Origin of the sequence: Mesorhizobium sp. M7A.F.Ca.US.011.01.1.1, assembly GCF_003998295.1 — a bacterium.
Taxonomy (GTDB): Bacteria; Pseudomonadota; Alphaproteobacteria; order Rhizobiales; family Rhizobiaceae; genus Mesorhizobium.
This window is the reverse complement of record NZ_RZRT01000035.1, coordinates 1-16,967: the sequence shown is the minus strand read 5'-3', so window position 1 is coordinate 16,967 and position 16,967 is coordinate 1. Positions and strand designations below refer to the sequence as shown.

The 16,967-nt window shown below is 62.9% G+C and carries 21 protein-coding genes; 4 read left to right on the top strand and 17 right to left on the bottom strand.

What is annotated here, in order from left to right; genetic code table 11:
- Positions 1-83: 83 nt before the first annotated feature.
- Positions 84-509 (bottom strand): Hsp20 family protein, encoded by a 426-nt coding sequence (locus EOA13_RS25460; RefSeq protein ID WP_023760739.1) that lies wholly within the window; start codon positions 507-509, stop codon positions 84-86.
- Positions 510-824: 315 nt separating this feature from the next.
- Between EOA13_RS25460 and EOA13_RS25455 the strand changes: the two genes are divergently transcribed.
- A complete protein-coding gene (locus EOA13_RS25455) occupies positions 825-1,769 on the top strand; it encodes a nucleoside hydrolase (RefSeq protein WP_127296380.1) in 945 nt (314 codons plus the stop codon).
- A 36-nt stretch (positions 1,770-1,805) separates the two neighbouring features.
- Here EOA13_RS25455 and EOA13_RS25450 read toward each other — a convergent pair whose 3' ends face one another.
- The 11 genes from EOA13_RS25450 to EOA13_RS25400 form a co-directional block, all read right to left on the bottom strand.
- Positions 1,806-2,189 (bottom strand): hypothetical protein, encoded by a 384-nt coding sequence (locus EOA13_RS25450; protein ID WP_127296379.1) that lies wholly within the window; start codon positions 2,187-2,189, stop codon positions 1,806-1,808.
- Positions 2,186-2,458, bottom strand: coding sequence for a hypothetical protein (locus EOA13_RS25445; protein ID WP_245490475.1), 273 nt, complete (start codon positions 2,456-2,458; stop codon positions 2,186-2,188). Before EOA13_RS25445 ends, EOA13_RS25450 begins: the two co-directional genes overlap by 4 nt.
- Before the next feature lie 150 nt (positions 2,459-2,608).
- Positions 2,609-3,223, bottom strand: a complete 615-nt coding sequence (locus tag EOA13_RS25440; protein ID WP_127296378.1) for a LysE family translocator — start codon at positions 3,221-3,223, stop codon at positions 2,609-2,611.
- Positions 3,224-3,410: 187 nt separating this feature from the next.
- A complete protein-coding gene (locus tag EOA13_RS25435) occupies positions 3,411-4,859 on the bottom strand; it encodes an amidase (RefSeq protein ID WP_127296377.1) in 1,449 nt (482 codons plus the stop codon).
- Position 4,860: 1 nt separating this feature from the next.
- Positions 4,861-5,766 carry a ribokinase gene (locus EOA13_RS25430; RefSeq protein WP_127296376.1) on the bottom strand — a complete coding sequence of 302 codons (906 nt, stop codon included), beginning with the start codon at positions 5,764-5,766 and terminating at the stop codon, positions 4,861-4,863.
- A 151-nt stretch (positions 5,767-5,917) separates the two neighbouring features.
- Positions 5,918-6,400, bottom strand: a complete 483-nt coding sequence (locus EOA13_RS25425) for a hypothetical protein (protein ID WP_164780321.1) — start codon at positions 6,398-6,400, stop codon at positions 5,918-5,920.
- Positions 6,375-6,887: a hypothetical protein gene (locus EOA13_RS25420; protein ID WP_127296374.1), complete on the bottom strand. Its 513-nt coding sequence runs from the start codon at positions 6,885-6,887 to the stop codon at positions 6,375-6,377. The genes EOA13_RS25425 and EOA13_RS25420 overlap by 26 nt, the downstream gene beginning before the upstream one ends.
- Positions 6,854-7,246, bottom strand: a complete 393-nt coding sequence (locus tag EOA13_RS25415; protein WP_127296373.1) for a hypothetical protein — start codon at positions 7,244-7,246, stop codon at positions 6,854-6,856. The genes EOA13_RS25420 and EOA13_RS25415 overlap by 34 nt, the downstream gene beginning before the upstream one ends.
- A 22-nt stretch (positions 7,247-7,268) precedes the next feature.
- A complete protein-coding gene (locus EOA13_RS25410; protein WP_127296372.1) occupies positions 7,269-7,739 on the bottom strand; it encodes a hypothetical protein in 471 nt (156 codons plus the stop codon).
- Between the two features lie 220 nt (positions 7,740-7,959).
- Positions 7,960-8,835 carry a bifunctional helix-turn-helix domain-containing protein/methylated-DNA--[protein]-cysteine S-methyltransferase gene (locus tag EOA13_RS25405; protein ID WP_127296371.1) on the bottom strand — a complete coding sequence of 292 codons (876 nt, stop codon included), beginning with the start codon at positions 8,833-8,835 and terminating at the stop codon, positions 7,960-7,962.
- Between the two features lie 124 nt (positions 8,836-8,959).
- Positions 8,960-9,454 (bottom strand): DUF2244 domain-containing protein, encoded by a 495-nt coding sequence (locus EOA13_RS25400; protein WP_127296370.1) that lies wholly within the window; start codon positions 9,452-9,454, stop codon positions 8,960-8,962.
- A gap of 22 nt (positions 9,455-9,476) precedes the next feature.
- Between EOA13_RS25400 and nth the strand changes: the two genes are divergently transcribed.
- A complete protein-coding gene (gene nth / locus EOA13_RS25395; RefSeq protein ID WP_127296369.1) occupies positions 9,477-10,301 on the top strand; it encodes an endonuclease III in 825 nt (274 codons plus the stop codon).
- Position 10,302: 1 nt separating this feature from the next.
- On the opposite strand, the gene EOA13_RS25390 is transcribed toward nth, so the two are convergent.
- From EOA13_RS25390 to EOA13_RS25375, 4 genes are all read right to left on the bottom strand, one after another.
- Entirely contained in the window at positions 10,303-11,811 is a 1,509-nt protein-coding gene (locus EOA13_RS25390; RefSeq protein WP_127296368.1) for a tripartite tricarboxylate transporter permease, read from the bottom strand.
- Between the two features lie 10 nt (positions 11,812-11,821).
- The gene (locus EOA13_RS25385; RefSeq protein WP_127296367.1) at positions 11,822-12,295 is read right to left on the bottom strand and encodes a tripartite tricarboxylate transporter TctB family protein; all 474 of its coding nucleotides are present in this window, start codon (positions 12,293-12,295) and stop codon (positions 11,822-11,824) included.
- Positions 12,296-12,370: 75 nt separating this feature from the next.
- Positions 12,371-13,348, bottom strand: a complete 978-nt coding sequence (locus EOA13_RS25380; protein WP_127296366.1) for a tripartite tricarboxylate transporter substrate-binding protein — start codon at positions 13,346-13,348, stop codon at positions 12,371-12,373.
- A 136-nt stretch (positions 13,349-13,484) separates the two neighbouring features.
- Positions 13,485-13,940 carry a DUF2214 family protein gene (locus EOA13_RS25375; protein ID WP_127296365.1) on the bottom strand — a complete coding sequence of 152 codons (456 nt, stop codon included), beginning with the start codon at positions 13,938-13,940 and terminating at the stop codon, positions 13,485-13,487.
- Positions 13,941-14,140: 200 nt separating this feature from the next.
- Between EOA13_RS25375 and EOA13_RS25370 the strand changes: the two genes are divergently transcribed.
- Complete coding sequence (locus EOA13_RS25370) at positions 14,141-14,674, top strand: GNAT family N-acetyltransferase (RefSeq protein ID WP_127296364.1); 534 nt, start codon at positions 14,141-14,143, stop codon at positions 14,672-14,674.
- Positions 14,675-14,813: 139 nt separating this feature from the next.
- On the opposite strand, the gene EOA13_RS25365 is transcribed toward EOA13_RS25370, so the two are convergent.
- Positions 14,814-15,584, bottom strand: coding sequence for an IclR family transcriptional regulator (locus tag EOA13_RS25365; RefSeq protein WP_023812555.1), 771 nt, complete (start codon positions 15,582-15,584; stop codon positions 14,814-14,816).
- A gap of 183 nt (positions 15,585-15,767) precedes the next feature.
- On the opposite strand from EOA13_RS25365, the gene EOA13_RS25360 reads away from it, so the two are divergent.
- On the top strand, positions 15,768-16,742 hold the full coding sequence (locus tag EOA13_RS25360; protein ID WP_127296363.1) for a tripartite tricarboxylate transporter substrate-binding protein: 975 nt from the start codon (positions 15,768-15,770) through the stop codon (positions 16,740-16,742).
- Positions 16,743-16,967 lie beyond the last annotated feature (225 nt).

Genomic DNA, 16,967 nt, shown 5'->3' with positions numbered 1-16,967 from the left:
ATCCCGCATGAGAGCCATTCAATTTGCTGCATCGTGCTTTCGAAAAATCGGTGCCGATTTTCCGGCCGATGCAGTGGTAAAGATCAGTCTTTCACCGATATGTTTATTTTCCGTACCAGCCGTTCGGACTCCGGCCGATCGAGGTCGATCGACAAAAGACCGTTCTTCAACTCCGCCGCGATCACCCGCATGCCGTCGGCCAGCACGAAACAGCGCTGGAACTGGCGCGCGGCGATGCCGCGATGAAGAAATTCGCGCTCGGTGTCGTCGGTCTGACGGCCGCGCACGACCAGCTGGTTTTCCTCCGTGGTGACATCGAGATCGCTTTCGGCGAAACCGGCGACCGCCAATGTAATGCGCAACCTTTCGGTCTTGCCGTCGGCGCCGCTGAGGCGTTCGATGTTGTAGGGAGGGTAGCTGTCGCCGGATTTCGCCAAGCGTTCCAGGGTCTTTTCCATGGCGTCGAAGCCAAGCAGAAGCGGGCTGGAAAAAGGCGTCATTCGGCTCATGTTACACTGTCCTCTCAAGAGCGACATAAAGTGGAAAAACCCAGATGGCATTTTTCCCGATGGCCTTGATATGGTCCGCCCCGCGACCAAGTTCAAGCCGTCAACAGATCCGCCCAAAAAGACCAGGCCGTGGACTCACAGGAATGATCGGCATGGCGCTTGAAACGGCGAGCAGATGCATGGAGAAGCGCGCAGGTCGGGATTGTCTTCCCCGGTCGAGCGGTTCGACATGGCAGCTCGCGGCCGCTTCGGCGTCATTTGGATGTTTCGATCGGATCGGTTCAAGCCCACGACCTCGCCAAACAAGGAATTGAAATGCCCCAGTCACGCAAGATCATCATCGACACGGATCCCGGTCAGGATGATGCCGTCGCCATATTGCTGGCGCTCGGCAGCTCCGAACTGGAGATCGTCGGCATATCAGCCGTTGCCGGAAACGTGCCGCTGAAGCTTACCGAAAAGAATGCCCGCAAGATCTGCGAGTTGGCTGGCCGTCCGGACATCAAGGTCTATGCCGGCGCCATCCGGCCCCTGATGCGCGAATTGGTCACCGCCGAGGAAGTGCATGGCAAGACCGGTCTCAACGGACCGCAACTGCCCGAACCGACGATGAAGCTGCAGGACCAGTACGCAGTCGATTTCATCGTCCAGACGCTGATGAGCGAAGAAAGCGGCACAATCACGCTTTGCGCGCTCGGCCCGCTCACCAACATTGCGCTGGCGCTGATCCGCGAGCCGCGCATCGCACCACGCATCAAGGAAATCGTGCTGATGGGCGGCGGCTTCTTCGAAGGCGGCAACGTCACCCCGACCGCCGAATTTAACATCTATGTCGATCCGCAGGCCGCCGATGTCGTGCTCAAATCCGGCATCCCGATCGTGATGATGCCCCTCGATGTCACCCATAAGGCGCTGACCACTGCCAAGCGCACGCAAACCTTCCGCACGCTCGGCACCAAGGCCGGCACCGCCACCGCCGAGATGCTGGAGTTCTTCGAGCGCTTCGACGAGGAGAAATACGGCACCGACGGCGGCCCGCTGCACGACCCTTGCGTCATCGCCTATCTGTTGAAGCCGGACCTGTTCAAGGGCCGCAACTGCAACGTCAGCGTGGAAACCGCCTCGGAACTGACCATGGGGATGACCGTGATCGACTGGTGGGGCGTCACCAAACGGCCGAAGAACGCCATGGTGATGCGCGACATCGACCATGATGGCTTTTTCGCGTTGCTGGTGGAGAGGTTGGGGCGGCTTAACTGATCGTCAGAACAGAACTGAACTTGTGAGCACGCGTCTTCACCGATTGAGAAACCGATAGGTGTCTCCGCCGCGCTTATGATGTTGCCGCTCGATGGGGATGACCGAACCGACGAGGTGCGGCATCCCCACTTCGTCGTCAATGGATGTCACCGCGTTGTTGTCATCAAGGCGGACGTCGTATGTGTAATACAGCCCACGCCCGGCAGCCATCTTCGGGTTGATGGGCATTAACCTAACATACTCGACGGTGCCCATCACATGCTGAGTTGCCACCACCGGATTGTCCTGATTCATCGCAATTGGGATCAGCGCCGCCAGAGGCAGTGTGCAGAAGAAAGTGACACCAATAACCGCGTCGCGGTATTCTGCCTGAAACAGAAGCAGGCGGTTTTGAGAGAAAATGCTGTCGCCATCGTTCAATTCACGAATCGGTAGAAGACGAAGCCATTGTCGCGCGTGACGCGCTCAATGCTTGTGCGCGAGCCGATCAGATGCGGGCGATCGTCATCGATAAGGACAGACGAACCGTTCTCGATAGAGACCAGGTATATGCCGCGGCCATGGTCCAACTGGACACTTTCGACGTTTGCGTCGAATGTGTCGACCGATCCGATCGGGCTGACGTCATTGGCCCATCTGTTAAGGGTCGAGGAAACCATCACCGCAAACACGGCAACGATCAAGGTCACGCCGGGTGCGTTCCTTTTCAAATCCGCATAAGTCCATGACATCGATATGAATCCCCAGTGCGGATTCATGTGGTAGCGTGGGGGGGTGACTTTCAATCGGCCCTCATGTCCCCGGCTCATACAGCGGTCGGGGCCGGCTGTTCGTGGACATTACTTCGCCTTTGAAAACGCCAACCACAGGCCGCCGCCGACCATGAAGCTGCCGCTGATCCTCGACAAAAGTTTTATGCGGCCGGCCGACAACAGGCGCCCGGCGCGGCCGGCGGCCAGCGCATAGGTCGAATCCGAGAAGGCGGCGAAGATCATGGCGGTCAGGCCCATGATGGCGATCTGCAGCGAGTAGTTGCCTTGCGGCGAAATGAACTGCGGAAAGAAGGCGCCAAAGAAGATCAACGTCTTGGGGTTGCTGAGCGCCACCAGCAGGCCCTGCAGGAAGAAGCCCCCGCGCGGCTTCCTGGCGGTCCCGTCAGCGTTCAACTTGCCCTTTGAGCGGAACATCTGGACGCCCATCCAGATCAGATAGGCGGCGCCGATCAGCCGCACCCATTCGAACCAATGGCCCATGCCCGAAATCAGCGTGTTGAGGCCGATGCCGACGATGGCGATCATCACGGCAAGCCCGGCCTGCGTGCCGGCGACATTGGCGAGACCGGCGCGGGTGCCATGGCGGATGCTGTTGGCGATGATCAGCGTGACCGTCGGACCGGGCACCAGGATGATGACGATGCAAGCGAGGACATAGGCGACGTAGAGTTCGAGCGACATGATTTTTCCCTCTTTGTTGGAGCATGATCTCTGGACAAACGGAAACCGTTTGTCTGAGAAAACCGGTTCCCACTTTTCGGGATCATGCTCATTCCGCCGATGCGGCGCGGCTGAGGATAATCAATGCATGGCAGCGCAGTCGGTGCAAGCCGGTGCGCGAAGCGCCGCGATACGCAGTCCAGCCGGCTCAGGCGCCGGCCTGCCAGGGCAGCGTCGCCTCATAGGCCGCCGCCGCCTTCAGCACGGCGAGGTCGCCGCGTGGCCGCCCGATCAGTTGCATGCCCATCGGCCTACCCTTGTCGTCGAAGCCGACCGGCACGTTGACCGTCGGGCAGCCGCCCAAGGTCGCGAAGGCGGAAACCTGCATCCAGCGGTGGTAGCTGTCCATTGCGCGTCCGGCGACCTCACGCGGCCAATGTGTGCCCATGTCGAAGGGGAAGACCTGCGCCGTCGGCAGCGCAATCAGGTCATAGCGGTCGAAGATCGACAGCAGCATGCGATGCCAGGATGTACGGGTCACGGAGGCGGCGCGGATCTGCGGCGCCGTCAGCCGCATTGCGTTCTCCACTTCCCAGATGGCTTCCGGCTTGAGCAGGCCGCGCTTCGCGGGATCGTCATAGTGGGTTTTGAGCGCACAGCCGCTGCTGGCCTGGCGCAGCGTCACGAAGGCCTGCCACAGCGCTTCGAAATCGAAATCCGGCAGCAGGGGTTCGGTCGTGAAGGACGCTTCCGCAAAGCGGCCAAGTGCCGCCTCGCACAGGCCGAGAATGCCTGTTTCAACCGGCAGATGACCGCGGAGGTCACCGAGCCAGGCGATGCGGCCACCAGTTGCCGGTATTCCAAGCCCTTCGAGGAACGAGCCGGGTTTCTCGTAGGACAATGGCGCGTGCGGGTGGTAACCGGCCTGCACATCGAGCAGCAGTGCCATGTCACGGACGTTGCGGCCCATCGGCCCGTCGACGCCCATCTGCGCATGGAAGACTTCAAACTCGGGTCCGCCGGGAACAAGTCCTTGCGACGGGCGGAAGCCAAAAACATTGTTCCAGGCGGCCGGGTTGCGCAGCGAGCCGCCGAAGTCGCTGCCATCGGCGACGGGCACCATGTCGAGCGCCAGGGCCACCGCCGCGCCGCCGCTCGAGCCGCCGGCGGTCAGGGCCGGATCGAAGGCGTTCAGCGTCGGCCCGAACACGGCATTGTAGGTGTTGGAACCAAGCCCGAATTCCGGGACGTTGGTCTTGCCGATGATGATGGCGCCGGCATCGCGGATGCGCTCGACGAAGAAATCGTCTTCCTGCGGCACGAAATCGGCGAAGATCGGCGAGCCGAAGGAGGTCCTGAGGCCGGTGGTCGAGGCGAGGTCCTTGATGGCCATCGGCAGGCCGAACAGCGGGCCGGCTTCGGCTCGCGCCGGACTGGCATCGGCCGCATCGGCTTCGCGCAGGATGTCGCCGCGATCGCGCAAGGAGACGATGGCGTTGACCAGCGGATTGACCGCCTCGATGCGATCGAGGAATGCCGCCACCACCTCACGCACGGAAAGCTCTCTCTCCCGGATCGCGCCGGCGAGTTCGACCGCGGACAGGCGGCAGATGTCGCTTGCCGGAGGCACGGCATGCTTCGTTTGAGGACGCAGCATTTTAACGGGTTTCCTGCAGCGCCTGATCGACGTCTTTGGCGAGCGGGATCGCCGGTTGGGCGCCAGGCTTCAGGCAGGCCAGCGAGCCGGCCGCGCCGGCGCGCGCCAGCGCCTGTTCGAGCGTGAGGCCTGACGACAGGCTGGCGGCGAAATAGCCGCAGAACGTGTCGCCGGCGCCGACCGTGTCGACAGGCATTATCTTGCGCGCAGCAACGGCCAGGAACTCGGTCGGTGTCGCCGCCAGCACGCCGTCGCCGCCGAGCGTGACGACGATGGTGCGGCTGGTCTTTCCGGCAAAGTCGCGCATGCGGGCCGCCCGGTCGCGGCCTTGCAGCGACAGCGCTTCGCCGTAGAGGTCGAACTCGGTTTCGTTGGCGACGACATAGTCGGCCTTGTCGAGAAAGCCGGCTGCCTGGCCCTGGAAAGGGGCGGTGTTGAGCACGGTGATGGCGCCGGCCGCCCTTGCCTGGTCGAGGGCGGCATCGACGGTGGCCAGCGGAATCTCATTTTGCAGCAGCACGACGTCGCCTTTTTTCAGAAAGGCCTTGGAGAGATCGCCGGGCACCACGGAAGCGTTGGCGCCCGGCACCACGGCGATGATGTTCTCGCCGTCGTCGGCGACCATGATCAGTGCCGTGCCGGTCGAGGCGTGAGTCTCGGCAACGCCGGACAGGTCGACCTTGCCGTCGCGCAGCAATGCCAGTGCCTCGGCTGCGAAGCTGTCCCTGCCGACCGCGCCAACCATGCGCACCGAGGCGCCGGCGCGTGCGGCGGCCAGTGCCTGGTTGGCGCCCTTGCCCCCAGGCGCGGTGGTGAAGGCCGAGCCGCCTACCGTCTCGCCGGGGCTAGGCAAGCGGTCGACCTTGGCGATAAGGTCGAGGTTGATCGAACCGATGACGATAATCAAGCAAGGCCTCCTGGCAACGCAAATTCAAATGTCGGAGCATCCTTGTGCGTCCGGGCGAACGAGGTCGTTCCGATTGCGCGGAAGCTAACCTGTAAGGCCGCGGCTTGCCAGACCACGCGCATGGTCCAGTTCAATTTGGGGTGTCGTGGCCTTATTCGCAGCGCACGGTGACCGTGCCCTGATAGTTGCCGGCGGGAAAGATACCGCTCGACCTGGTGGCGGTGAGGTCGACCTGCATCGTGTGGGTGCCGTTGGCAACCCTCTGCGGCACACTTCCGTTGACATCGGCCCCCGAGCCATCGAGGCGGAAGACGGAAGCGAAGGTCACGTTGGTGCCGCCGCCGCTCGGCGCGGACGAGAATGCGGCAGGCCCCGGCGCCGAAACCGAATAGCAGTCAAGCAAATTAAGTATCGAGCACAACAGGGAGCTTGCCACCACGGTGGCGCTGGCGCTCGATCCGCCTGCCTGTTTGGAGCCCAGTATGCTGATGGCGGGATTGGCCTTCATCGTTCCGGACGCCCCGACCATGATGGTGCAGGTGCCGATGATCGCCGCCTGCACCGGAAGGCAGGAACCGGCAAGTGCTGCCATCGCAAGCAGCGCGCGACTACTGCTTCTTCTTTTTCTTGCCATCGCCACTTCCGGTCCTGATGCTCCAGCCTTCGTTGGCCCACCCCGGTGACGCGGCCGTGGAAGTGCTGGCAGCCACGCTCGCCGTCTGGCCGTCGGCGCCGAGGCCCATTTTGAGGAGCTTCAGTTCCAACTGCAGGCGCTCGACCTCAAGCTCATAGAGACGGCTGCAATCGACGCGCTTCGGCGTGCGCCCGATCGGGATCACCACGCGGCCGTAAGTGGCGACATCATTGTCGGACTGGCTGTTGCCTCTGATGACGCCGAGATCGACATAGGCGCCGGAACCGGAGACGGCGGAACGGCAAGTGGTACCGTCGGCGGCATGGACCTCGTCCTGGCCCTGGGGTAAGGTGACGCCGGGCAGGTTGAAGCCGCTCTCATTCTGGTTGAGATTGTAGACGTCCTCGGCCCCGGCCGGCGACGCACCCGCCCAAGCAGCCGCGAGCGTCAGTGTCAGGACTTGCGGCGCCCAAAAAACTTTCCGCATATCTGTGCCCTTATCTGCGTCTGTTGATTGGGAAAGGGGATGCTTTCGGTGCAGATACGCACTTTACGCTCGGCAGCGCCGTCGAAAGGCACAACCACAAGGACAGACCGGGAGGCCTGGGAAGCCAGCTGGAAGACATCTGGTGAGATTCTGGCATCTACGGGCTGAAAATCCTGATCGTAGACATGGATTTCGACCCGGATCTTCCGGTCGTAGGGATTGGCCGGGAAGACGCGAACCGCGAAGACTTCGGTGAAGCTGTTGATCTCGCCACGCATCGGCGACATCGACTGGGCCTTGGCGGCAATGGGCGCCAATCCGACGGCCAATGCCGTCGCCAGGATTCGAACGTGTTTCAACGACCCTCTCCTTCGCTACCCGTCATTCGCAGCGCAGCGTTACCGTTGCCTGATAATTGCCGTTGGCGAAGCGATTGCTGCCGCCTTTGGTTCCGGCGAGGTGAACCGAGACGAGATCGGCGCCGGGTGTGGTGATGCTGGTTGCCGAGCCGGTCTCGACGATGGAATGCGCGCCGGCGGCGGAGTAGGTGGGCGTCCAAGTCGTCGACGTGCTGTCGGCGGATGGCACCGTCATGGTGGTGACCGGGTCGACACTCAGCGACACACCTCCGGTCGTCGTCAACGTCACGGTTCCAGCCGAGCCGCCGCTGTTGTGGGAACTGAGGGACTGGAGATCGGGACTGGCCGTCATCGTACCGTTGGTGGCAACGACAAGCGTGCAGGTGGGCGCGATCGTGCCATTGAAGATGACATTCTGCGTCGCGGCCAACGCGGCCTCGTCGATGCTGGCAACCAGCAGAGCTGCGCCGCAGGCGACGCGAAACAATGTCATCGGGACCTCCTATCAAGCCGGATCGTCCGGATTAATATGAGGGCATCATCACTTTATCGTGGTTAATTTAGAGTTACCTAAAATAAAGGTTCAAAATAACTATTACAGAACCGGAGGTTGCCCTCGGTTGCAAAGGCGAAAACCACAGTGGAAATCGCGCTTATACTTAATAACGCCGACATACCCATGGTTTTCTTCGTAATACCGAGAAAAATCGATATTACGATACCTGCCCGGCTTCCCAGCCCAGAATGGCGCGCTTGCGGGTCAGGCCCCAGTGATAGCCGGTGAGGTCGCCTGATTTACCGATGGCGCGGTGACAAGGCACCACGAAAGAGAGCGGATTGGCGCCGTTGGCCGCACCGACTGCACGGCTGGCGGATGGTGCGCCGATGCTGGCCGCAATCGAGGAATAGGTGCGGGCCTTACCCATCGGGATCTCGAGCAGCGCCTCCCAGACGCGAACCTGGAAGTCGGTGCCGATCATGACGACATGCAGCGGCTGGTCGGGGCGCCACAGCGTCGGGTCGAAGATACGGGCGGCATAGGGGCCGGTAGCAGTCATGTCCTCGACATAGATGGCGTTCGGCCAGCGGCTGGACATGTCGGCGAAGGCGGCGCGTTCCTCGCCGGGGTCGCTGAAGGCGAGGCCGGCGAGTCCGCGCTCGGTGGCCATGATCAGGGCGGTGCCGAACGGCGAGGAATGGAAGCCGTAGCGGATGGTGAGCCCGGCGCCGCGTGTCTTGTAGTCGCCCGGCGACATGGCCTCATGGGTGACGAACAGGTCATGCAGCCGGCCCGGGCCGGACATGCCCAGTTCGAACGAGGTCTCGAGCAGCGGCATGCCGGAATCGAGCAACCTGCGCGCATGGTCCAGCGTCACCGCCTGCAGGAAGGCCTTGGGCGACAGGCCGGCCCAGCGGGTGAAGAGTTTTTGCAAGCCGGTCGGCGTCTCGCCAACCTCCTCGGCCAGCTCTTCAAGGGAAGGCTGATCACGATAGTCGAGACTGATCTTCTCGATGGCACGGCGCACGATTTCGTAGTCGCTGCCGTCAGGCGTGATGTCCTTCTTGAGGACCGCGGTGTGTGTGCTCATGGAACTGTCTCCTTGAGCCGGAATATCGCCCCTCGGGGCGTCGATCGCCACCCGAAACTTGCCTTCTTGCGGCGCATACCCAGATGGACACGGGATTCGAGCCCTGGAGTCGCTCGTGGCTGGCTCAGCGTGCCTTGGCGGTCGCCAGCGCCCGCGAAAAGGCGGTGGCAAAACTCTCGCGGGAATCGGGGTCCAGGAACGATCCGATCGGCACGTTCCGGCCTTCGCCTTCCACCATCATCCCTGTGATGCCGATCTCGGCGTGACGGGCCACCGAAAACCGCGCCCAGAACGGATTGAAGCGATGGGCTTCCGATTTCCCCGAGGGGGCTGTCTTGCGGATGTCGAGGCTGGTGCGCGAGACCGAGACTTCTTCGCGGGCACGAGCGGCACGATAGTTGATGCGAAAGGCGATGTAGACGGCGGCCACGTCGAGGCCGAAGAAGCCGAACACCGGCCAGGCGCCGCGCGACAGGAAAAACGCGCCTGTCACCAGCCAGCCGAACAGCAGCGCGCCCATCAGGATGAAGAAGCCTGTCCGACCCAGCGACCGGTGCGGGGTCAGTAGCGCCTGAAAGAATGGCTCGTCGGCCTGAAACGAGGCGTTTGTGTCGCTCATGAGGGGATATTATAGGAGGGAAATGGCGAGCCCCAAGTCCAAAGATTCTTCCATGTCCAAAAAAGAGCTGTTGCCCGGACGGCGCGATGGGTCGAACGTCAAGCCACGCCCGCGGCCGGTGCGGAGCTCGTCGCGCTACAGCCCGGCCGAAGTGCACGAGATATTCCGGCGCTTTTCCGTCCAGCGGCCCGAGCCGAAGGGCGAGCTCGAACATGTCAACGCCTTCACGCTGCTGGTGGCGGTGGTGCTGTCGGCGCAAGCGACCGATGTCGGCGTCAACAAGGCGACGCGGGCGCTGTTCAAAGTTGCCGATACGCCGCAGACGATGCTGGCGCTGGGCGAAGCCAAGGTCGGCGAGTACATCCGCACCATCGGGCTGTGGCGCAACAAGGCGAAGAATGTGATTGCGCTGTCGCAGGCGCTGATCCGCGACCATGGCGGCGAGGTACCCGACAGTCGCGATGAATTGGTCAAGCTGCCCGGGGTCGGGCGCAAGACCGCCAATGTCGTGCTCAACATGGCCTTCGGCCAGCACACGATGGCGGTCGACACGCACATTCTGCGCATCGGCAACCGGCTCGGGCTGGCGCCCGGCAAGACACCGGAACAGGTCGAGCAGGGATTGTTGAAGATCATTCCGGACGAATATATGCGCCATGCACATCACTGGCTGATCCTGCATGGCCGCTACGTCTGCAAGGCGCGCAAGCCAGATTGCCCGGCCTGCGTCATCGCCGACATCTGCAAGGCCGAGGTCAAGACGACCGATGTGCCGGCACCGCTGGTGCCGATCGCACCGCTCGATCCTGTCGAAGAGATCCAGGACCGAAGCGGAACGACGACGTAGTTCAACTCTCCTCCACAAACACCTGTTCGCGCTTTTTCTTGACCGCCGGCAGGAAGACGATGACGAGCACGGCGAGCGCGATGAGCAGCAGGCCGGCGCTGATCGGTCTGGTCAAGAAGGTGCTTGGGTCGCCGCGCGACAGGATCATGGCGCGGCGCAGGTTTTCCTCGAGCAGCGGGCCGAGCACGAAGCCGAGCAGCAGCGGTGCCGGTTCGCAGCGCAGCTTGGTCAGGAGGTAGCCGAGGAAGCCGAAGAAGGCGACGGCGTAGAGGTCGTAGACGATGCTGTTGACGCTGTAGACGCCGATCGAGCAGAACGCCATGATGATCGGGAAAAGCACGTAATAGGGGATCGTCAGCAGCTTCACCCAAAGCCCGATCAGCGGCAGGTTGAGGACGATCAGCATCAGATTGCCGATCCACATCGAGGCGATGATGCCCCAGAACAGCGCCGGCTGTTCGGTCGCGACATTGGGGCCGGGCACGATGCCCTGGATGATCATGGCGCCGATCATCAGCGCCATGACGGGGTTGGCTGGAATGCCGAGCGTCAGCATCGGGATGAAGGAGGTCTGCGCACCGGCATTGTTGGCCGATTCCGGTCCGGCGACGCCTTCGATGGCGCCCTTGCCGAACTCCTGCGGGTTTTTCGAGACGCGTTTTTCGACCGTGTAGGACGCAAAAGCTGCCAGGATCGCGCCGCCTCCCGGCAGGATGCCGAGCGCCGAACCGATGATCGTTCCGCGCACGATGGGCGCTGCCATGCGCCGAAAGTCCTCGCGGGTCGGCATAAGGCCGGTGACCTTGCGGATCATCACGGAACGCTCATCCTCGTTTTCGAGGTTGCGCAGGATCTCGGCGACGCCAAAGACGCCGACCGCCACCGCAACGAAATTCAACCCGTCGGCATATTCCCGGATTCCAAGCGTGAAGCGCGGCGTGCCGGTGTAGATGTCGGTGCCGACAATGCCGAGCAGCAGGCCGAGCACGACCATGGCCAGCGCCTTGACGATAGAGCCGTGGGCGAGCGCGACGGACGAAACCAAGCCGACGATCATCAGCGAAAAATACTCGGCCGCGCCGAATTTCAGCGCGATCGCCGTCAGCGGCGGGGCAAAGATGGCGACGAGGAACGTCGACACCGTGCCGGCAAAGAACGAGCCGATGGCCGCGATCGCGAGGGCCGCCCCGGCGCGGCCGTTCCTGGCCATCTGGTAGCCGTCGATCGCGGTGACGGCGGACGAGGATTCGCCCGGCATGTTGATGAGAATGGCGGTGGTAGAGCCGCCATATTGCGCACCGTAATAGATACCGGCGAGCATGATGAGGGAGGAGACCGGGTCGCCGATCTGGAAGGTGATGGGCAGAAGCATGGCTATGGTCGCGGTGGCGCCGATGCCGGGCAGGACGCCGATCAGCGTGCCGAGAAGGACGCCGATCAGGCAGAAACCGAGGTTGGTCAGCGACGTCGCCGTCGAAAAACCGAGCGCGAGGTTGTCGAGCAGATCCATGCTCATCGCCTCACGATACCAACCATGGGGCCAGCCACGGGCCGAAGCGGCGGACCGGCAGGCCGAGCGCGTAGCTGAAGACAAGGAACGCAAACAATGTCAGGCCGGCCGACAGCACGAGCGCGGTCAACGGCTTCATGCGGCGGCTGGCAAACGACGCGATCAGCGCCGTCAGGAAGATCGACGGGATGAAGCCGAGGCCGCGCACCGTCAGGCCGAAGAAGATCGGAGCAGGCAGGATGAGCAGCATGCCGCGCCACGCGATATGCCCGATCGCTTCGCCCTCGACGCGTACGGCCTGGACGAGAATGACGGCGCCAAGCAGGATCAGCACGATCGCCAGGACCAGCGGAAAATAGCCTGGACCCATGCGCAACGCGGTGCCGATTTCGAGGCCGAGCGATTGCAGCGCGAACCATGCGCCGAAACCGATGAACAGGGTGGCGCACAGGCCGTTGGCCCTGTCGATCGCGAAAGGTTTCATGATGGTTCTCCCAAGCCCGCAGTGGCTAGCGGATGCCGAGCGAATAGGGGCGCTGGTGGCGCCCCTATTCAAACCTCAGTCGGCGTACTGGCCGGCGGCTTCGATGATCGGCTTCCAGCGCGCGATCTCGCTTTCCAGCTTGGCCTTCAGTGCGGCGGGCGTCGCATCGGCCTCGGGCGACGGCTTGGTGCCGAGTTCGGCGAAGCGGGCCGCGACGTTCTGGTCCTTCAGCGCGACCTGCAGCGATTTCGACAGGCGTTCGGTGATCCCGGACGGCGTGCCCTTGGGTGCGTAGAGACCGTGCCAGATGCCGACCTGCACTTCGGGAAGGCCGCCTTCCACCGTCGTCGGGACGTCCTTCAGCACATCGAGGCGCTCCGGCGAGGTGACGGCATAGGCCTTGATGGTGCCGCCCTGGATTTGTTTGGTGGTGTTGGTCGTCTGGTCGCACATGATGTCGACCTGGCCGCCGAGGAGATCGGTCATGGCCGGGCCGGTGCCCTTGTAGGGTACGGTGACCAGCGGCGTCTTGATGGCGCTCATGAACAGCATGCCGCACAGATGCGAGGCCGCACCGATGCCGGCATTGGCGACGGTTATGGAATCCTTGTTGGCCTTGGCGTACTCCACCAACCCCTTGAGATCGGTCGGCTCCAGGTCCTTGCGGCCGACGATGGTCATCGGCACCTCGGTGACGAGGCCGACATATTCGAAGGCGCTCAGCGTGTCGTAGGCGAGCTTTCTGTACAGCGTCGCACTTGTCGCCATGCCGATATGATGGAGCAGCAGCGTATAGCCGTCAGGCTCGGCGTTGGCGACGCGGCCGGCACCCAGCGTGCCGCCGGCACCACCGACATTCTCGACGATGACCTGCTGGCCGAGATCCTTCGACATCGCTTCGGCGACGAGGCGCGTGACCGTGTCGGTCGGGCCGCCGGCCGCAAACGGCACCACAACGGTGATGGTGCGTTCAGGATAGGTCTGCGCGCCGGCAGTGAACCCATAAAGCGTGACGGCCGCGGCAGCAGCCAAAGCGGCGACAAATCTTCTCATCGTGATCTCCTCCCAGTGTATCAATCTCCAACCGCTGCGGGGTCCCTCTCAGCACCGCCTGCGGATGAAGCAACAACTAGCGCAAGCTACCAGATTGCAACCGGAGGCAAACGGCAAACTGCTGATCGGCCCTATCCTAGTAGCCGTAGCCGCGCGCCATCGCCGCCGCGAAGATCGGGATGAGCAGGAAGATGAAAGCTTCGGCTCGGATGTAGGTCTTCACGGATGCAAGCTCGGTCGCCGGCACCTGGAACGAGGCATTGCCGCTCGCCTGCCTGTTCCAGGATATGAAGCGGACGGTCGGGATGATCGACAGCAGGCCGGCCACGATGAACGCCGCTATCTTGGCCCAGAACACCCAGTTGTAGACGTAGAATTCCCAGCCCTTGAGGCCATAGAGGACGCGGCCGATGCCGACGACGATGATCAGCGTGGCAATGATGCCGTAATGGCGGTCGATGCCGGCGAGCCTCTTGAGCGTCGCAGCACCCAGATCGCTGCGGATCAGGACGAATTCGGCGCCGATAATCCCCGCCAGCGAAAACACCAGCAGATGATGGAAGATCGCAAGCACAAGATCGGTGGTGTCCATGCTCTTTCCCCGGGTTTGACGGCGCCAATGCGCGCCTGAAAAAGGTCGCGCTGGCACGTGTTGAATCAGCCTGCCGTGAAAAATAACACCGTCTCACAAAATTCCCATAGCGGCGCCTGGATGATGGGCCGTGTTGCCCTGGCCCCTTGCGCCGCACCGGCGATTTGCTAAGCGCTGGCGATCCGTGCGAGGCAGATCCCATGAACAATCCACAAGCGACCAGCGCCCCTGTCATCGAAACGAAGCGCACCATCCTGCGGGCACACCGGCTGGACGATTTCGACGCCTATGCCGCGATGTGGACCGATCCAGTGGTCACCCGTTTCATCGGGGGCAAGCCGCGCACGCGCGAAGAGAGTTGGATGCGCTTCCTGCGTCACGCCGGCCTGTGGTCGTTGCTCGGCTATGGCTTCTGGGCGATCGAGGAGAAGGCGACCGGGCGCTTCATCGGCGAGGCCGGGTTTCACGATCTGAAGCGCGACATGGAACCATCGATCGAAGGCATTCCCGAGGCCGGGTGGGCGCTGGTTCCGGCCGTGCACGGGGCGGGCTTCGCCACCGAGGTGGTTGCCCGCGTCCTGGCGTGGGGCGAAGTGATTTTCGGGCGCGAGAAGACCGTCTGCATCATCGATCCGGAAAACGGCGCTTCGCTGAGGGTGGCTGCCAAGTGCGGTTACCGGGAAGTGGTGAAGACCACCTATCACGACGCTCCGACCATCCTGCTGGCGCGGTGACCTGAGCGGCGCGGTTGACCGCTCCGGGCGCCGGCATGATGGCGCCTGTCGCCAGCAATGATGACGAGGCGGGCCCCGCCAAGAACCGCTGTGGTTCTGGTCAAATTGACCTGAGCGAGCCTTCCAACCGGGACGCATTCTACGGCATGGCGTCCGCTGCCAGGCTTGCCCGCTCGAGCATGGAGGCGTCCTCGCCGAAGGCGCGGGTGGCGCGGGCCGCCGCCTCGAGCAGCGGACGCTTCATGCGCTGCAGAAATGCCGCGTCGACGCGCGTGCTGGGCCCAGCCAGGGTCAAGGCGCCGAGCAGGACGCCTCCTGGGCCGAACACCGGCGCCGACACGCCCCCCGTCTCGGGGTCCCGGTCGCCCACGGCGAGGCAGTTGCAGGTCTTGCGGATGGTCTCGTAGGGTTCGCCCTGCTGGCCCGAAAACGCTGCGAGCACGCGGCCGCCCGAGCCGAGCAGCAAAGGCAATACGTCGCCTTCGCGTATCGTGTAGCGGATCGGGTGCTTGGATTCGACGCGGTAGAGACAGGTGCGGACATCGCCCGAGCGAACATAGAAGGCAACGCTCTCCCAGCTTCGCTCGGAAAGATCGCGCATGATCGGCAGCAGGATATCGACCGCCACGACCGAACGCTGGTAGAGCGCACCGAGCCGAAAGGTCGCGGGTCCGACGCGGTAGCGCCCATTGTCGAGGCGCTCGAGCAATCGTCCGCGCAAAAGGGAATTCGCAAGCCGCAGGATGGTGCTCTTGTAGAGGCCGGTGCGCGCCGCGATTTCGGCCAGGCTGAGCGACCGGTCATCCGTGGTGAAGGCATCGAGGATGGCAATGGCCCGATCAAGCGCGGCAACACCGTCCGCCGAGGTGCGATCTATTTCCCCATTTGCCGATTTGCTTGGCGAGTCCATGGCGGTTCCAGTTTAAAGAAAGCCGAGCACGCGACTCTGTCGCGCCGCCAAATCGTTCTGTCCAGTAGAATATCGTTTCCGTTGACAGAACTCCGTAACATCTGCTTGAAATCGATGACGGGTCTGGATGCAGGCGCGTTTTGGCGGGCACCGGAGGAGGTGTCGTGATTTGGAGGAATCCCCATGCTGAACAGACGCAGATTTTTGATGAGCACCGCAGCCGTGGGTGCCGGGCTGATGACGTCGCATCTTTCTCCCGCTTTCGCCGAAGGCGCGCCCCAGATACAGCTCTTCGTGCCTGCCGCACCGGGTGGTGGCTGGGACCAGACGGCGCGCACGATCGACCAGGTGCTGCGCAGTGAAAAGCTCATCTCGGGTTCGCAGATCACCAATGTCGGCGGCGCCGGCGGCACTGTCGGGCTGCCGCAATTCATCAGCCAGTGGAACGGCAAAGGCAATTCTCTGATGGTTGCCGGCATGGTCATGGTTGGCGCCATCATTGCCAACAAGGCCGCGAACAATCTGACGCAAGTCACCCCGATCGCCCGCCTCACCGGCGAGTTCGAGGCCTTGGTCGTGCCGGCGGAATCGCCGTTCAAGACGGCCTCTGATTTCGTCGCCGCGCTCAAGGCCGATCCGACAAAAGTTCCCGTCGCCGGCGGCTCCGCCGGCGGTTCGGATCACATCCTGTTCGGCTTGATTGCCAAGACGGTCGGCGTGCCGGCTACAAACCTGTCCTACGTGCCGTTCGCCGGCGGCGGTGAGGCATTGTCGGCGCTGCTCGGCAACCAGGTCGCGGCCGGCATCTCCGGCTTTGGCGAGTTCTCCGAGCAGGTCAAGGCGGGCGCGCTGCGGCTGCTCGCCATCTCGGCAGACAAGCGCCAGGACGGCATCGATGCGCCGACGCTGAAGGAGGCCGGCATCGATGTCGAGCTGTTCAACTGGCGCGGCGTCTTCGCACCGCCGGGCATTTCCGACGCTGACAAGGCGGCGATGGTCACAATGATCGAGACCATGGCCAAGAGCGATGCATGGGCAACCGAGTGCAAAAACCGCAACTGGACGCCCATCCTTTTGACTGGCGACGACTACGCAAAATTCCTCACCGAGGACACGGCCCGCATCACCGCGATCCTCAAGGATCTCGGCCTCGCCTGATGTCTGTTTGGACCGGAGACATCGCGAACAGGTGTGCGAGGACATCGCGAACAGTTTGGCGTGCTTTGCGCCGGGAGGTTCGCGATGCCATTTGGGAACACCAGCGTGATGGATGGGAAGTTGGAGTTTGTGCGTCTTGCGGTGCAGGATGGCAGCAATGTCAGTGCGCTTTGTCGTCGTTTCGGGATTGGCCGAACCTGTGGTCACAAGTTGATCGCGCGGTAT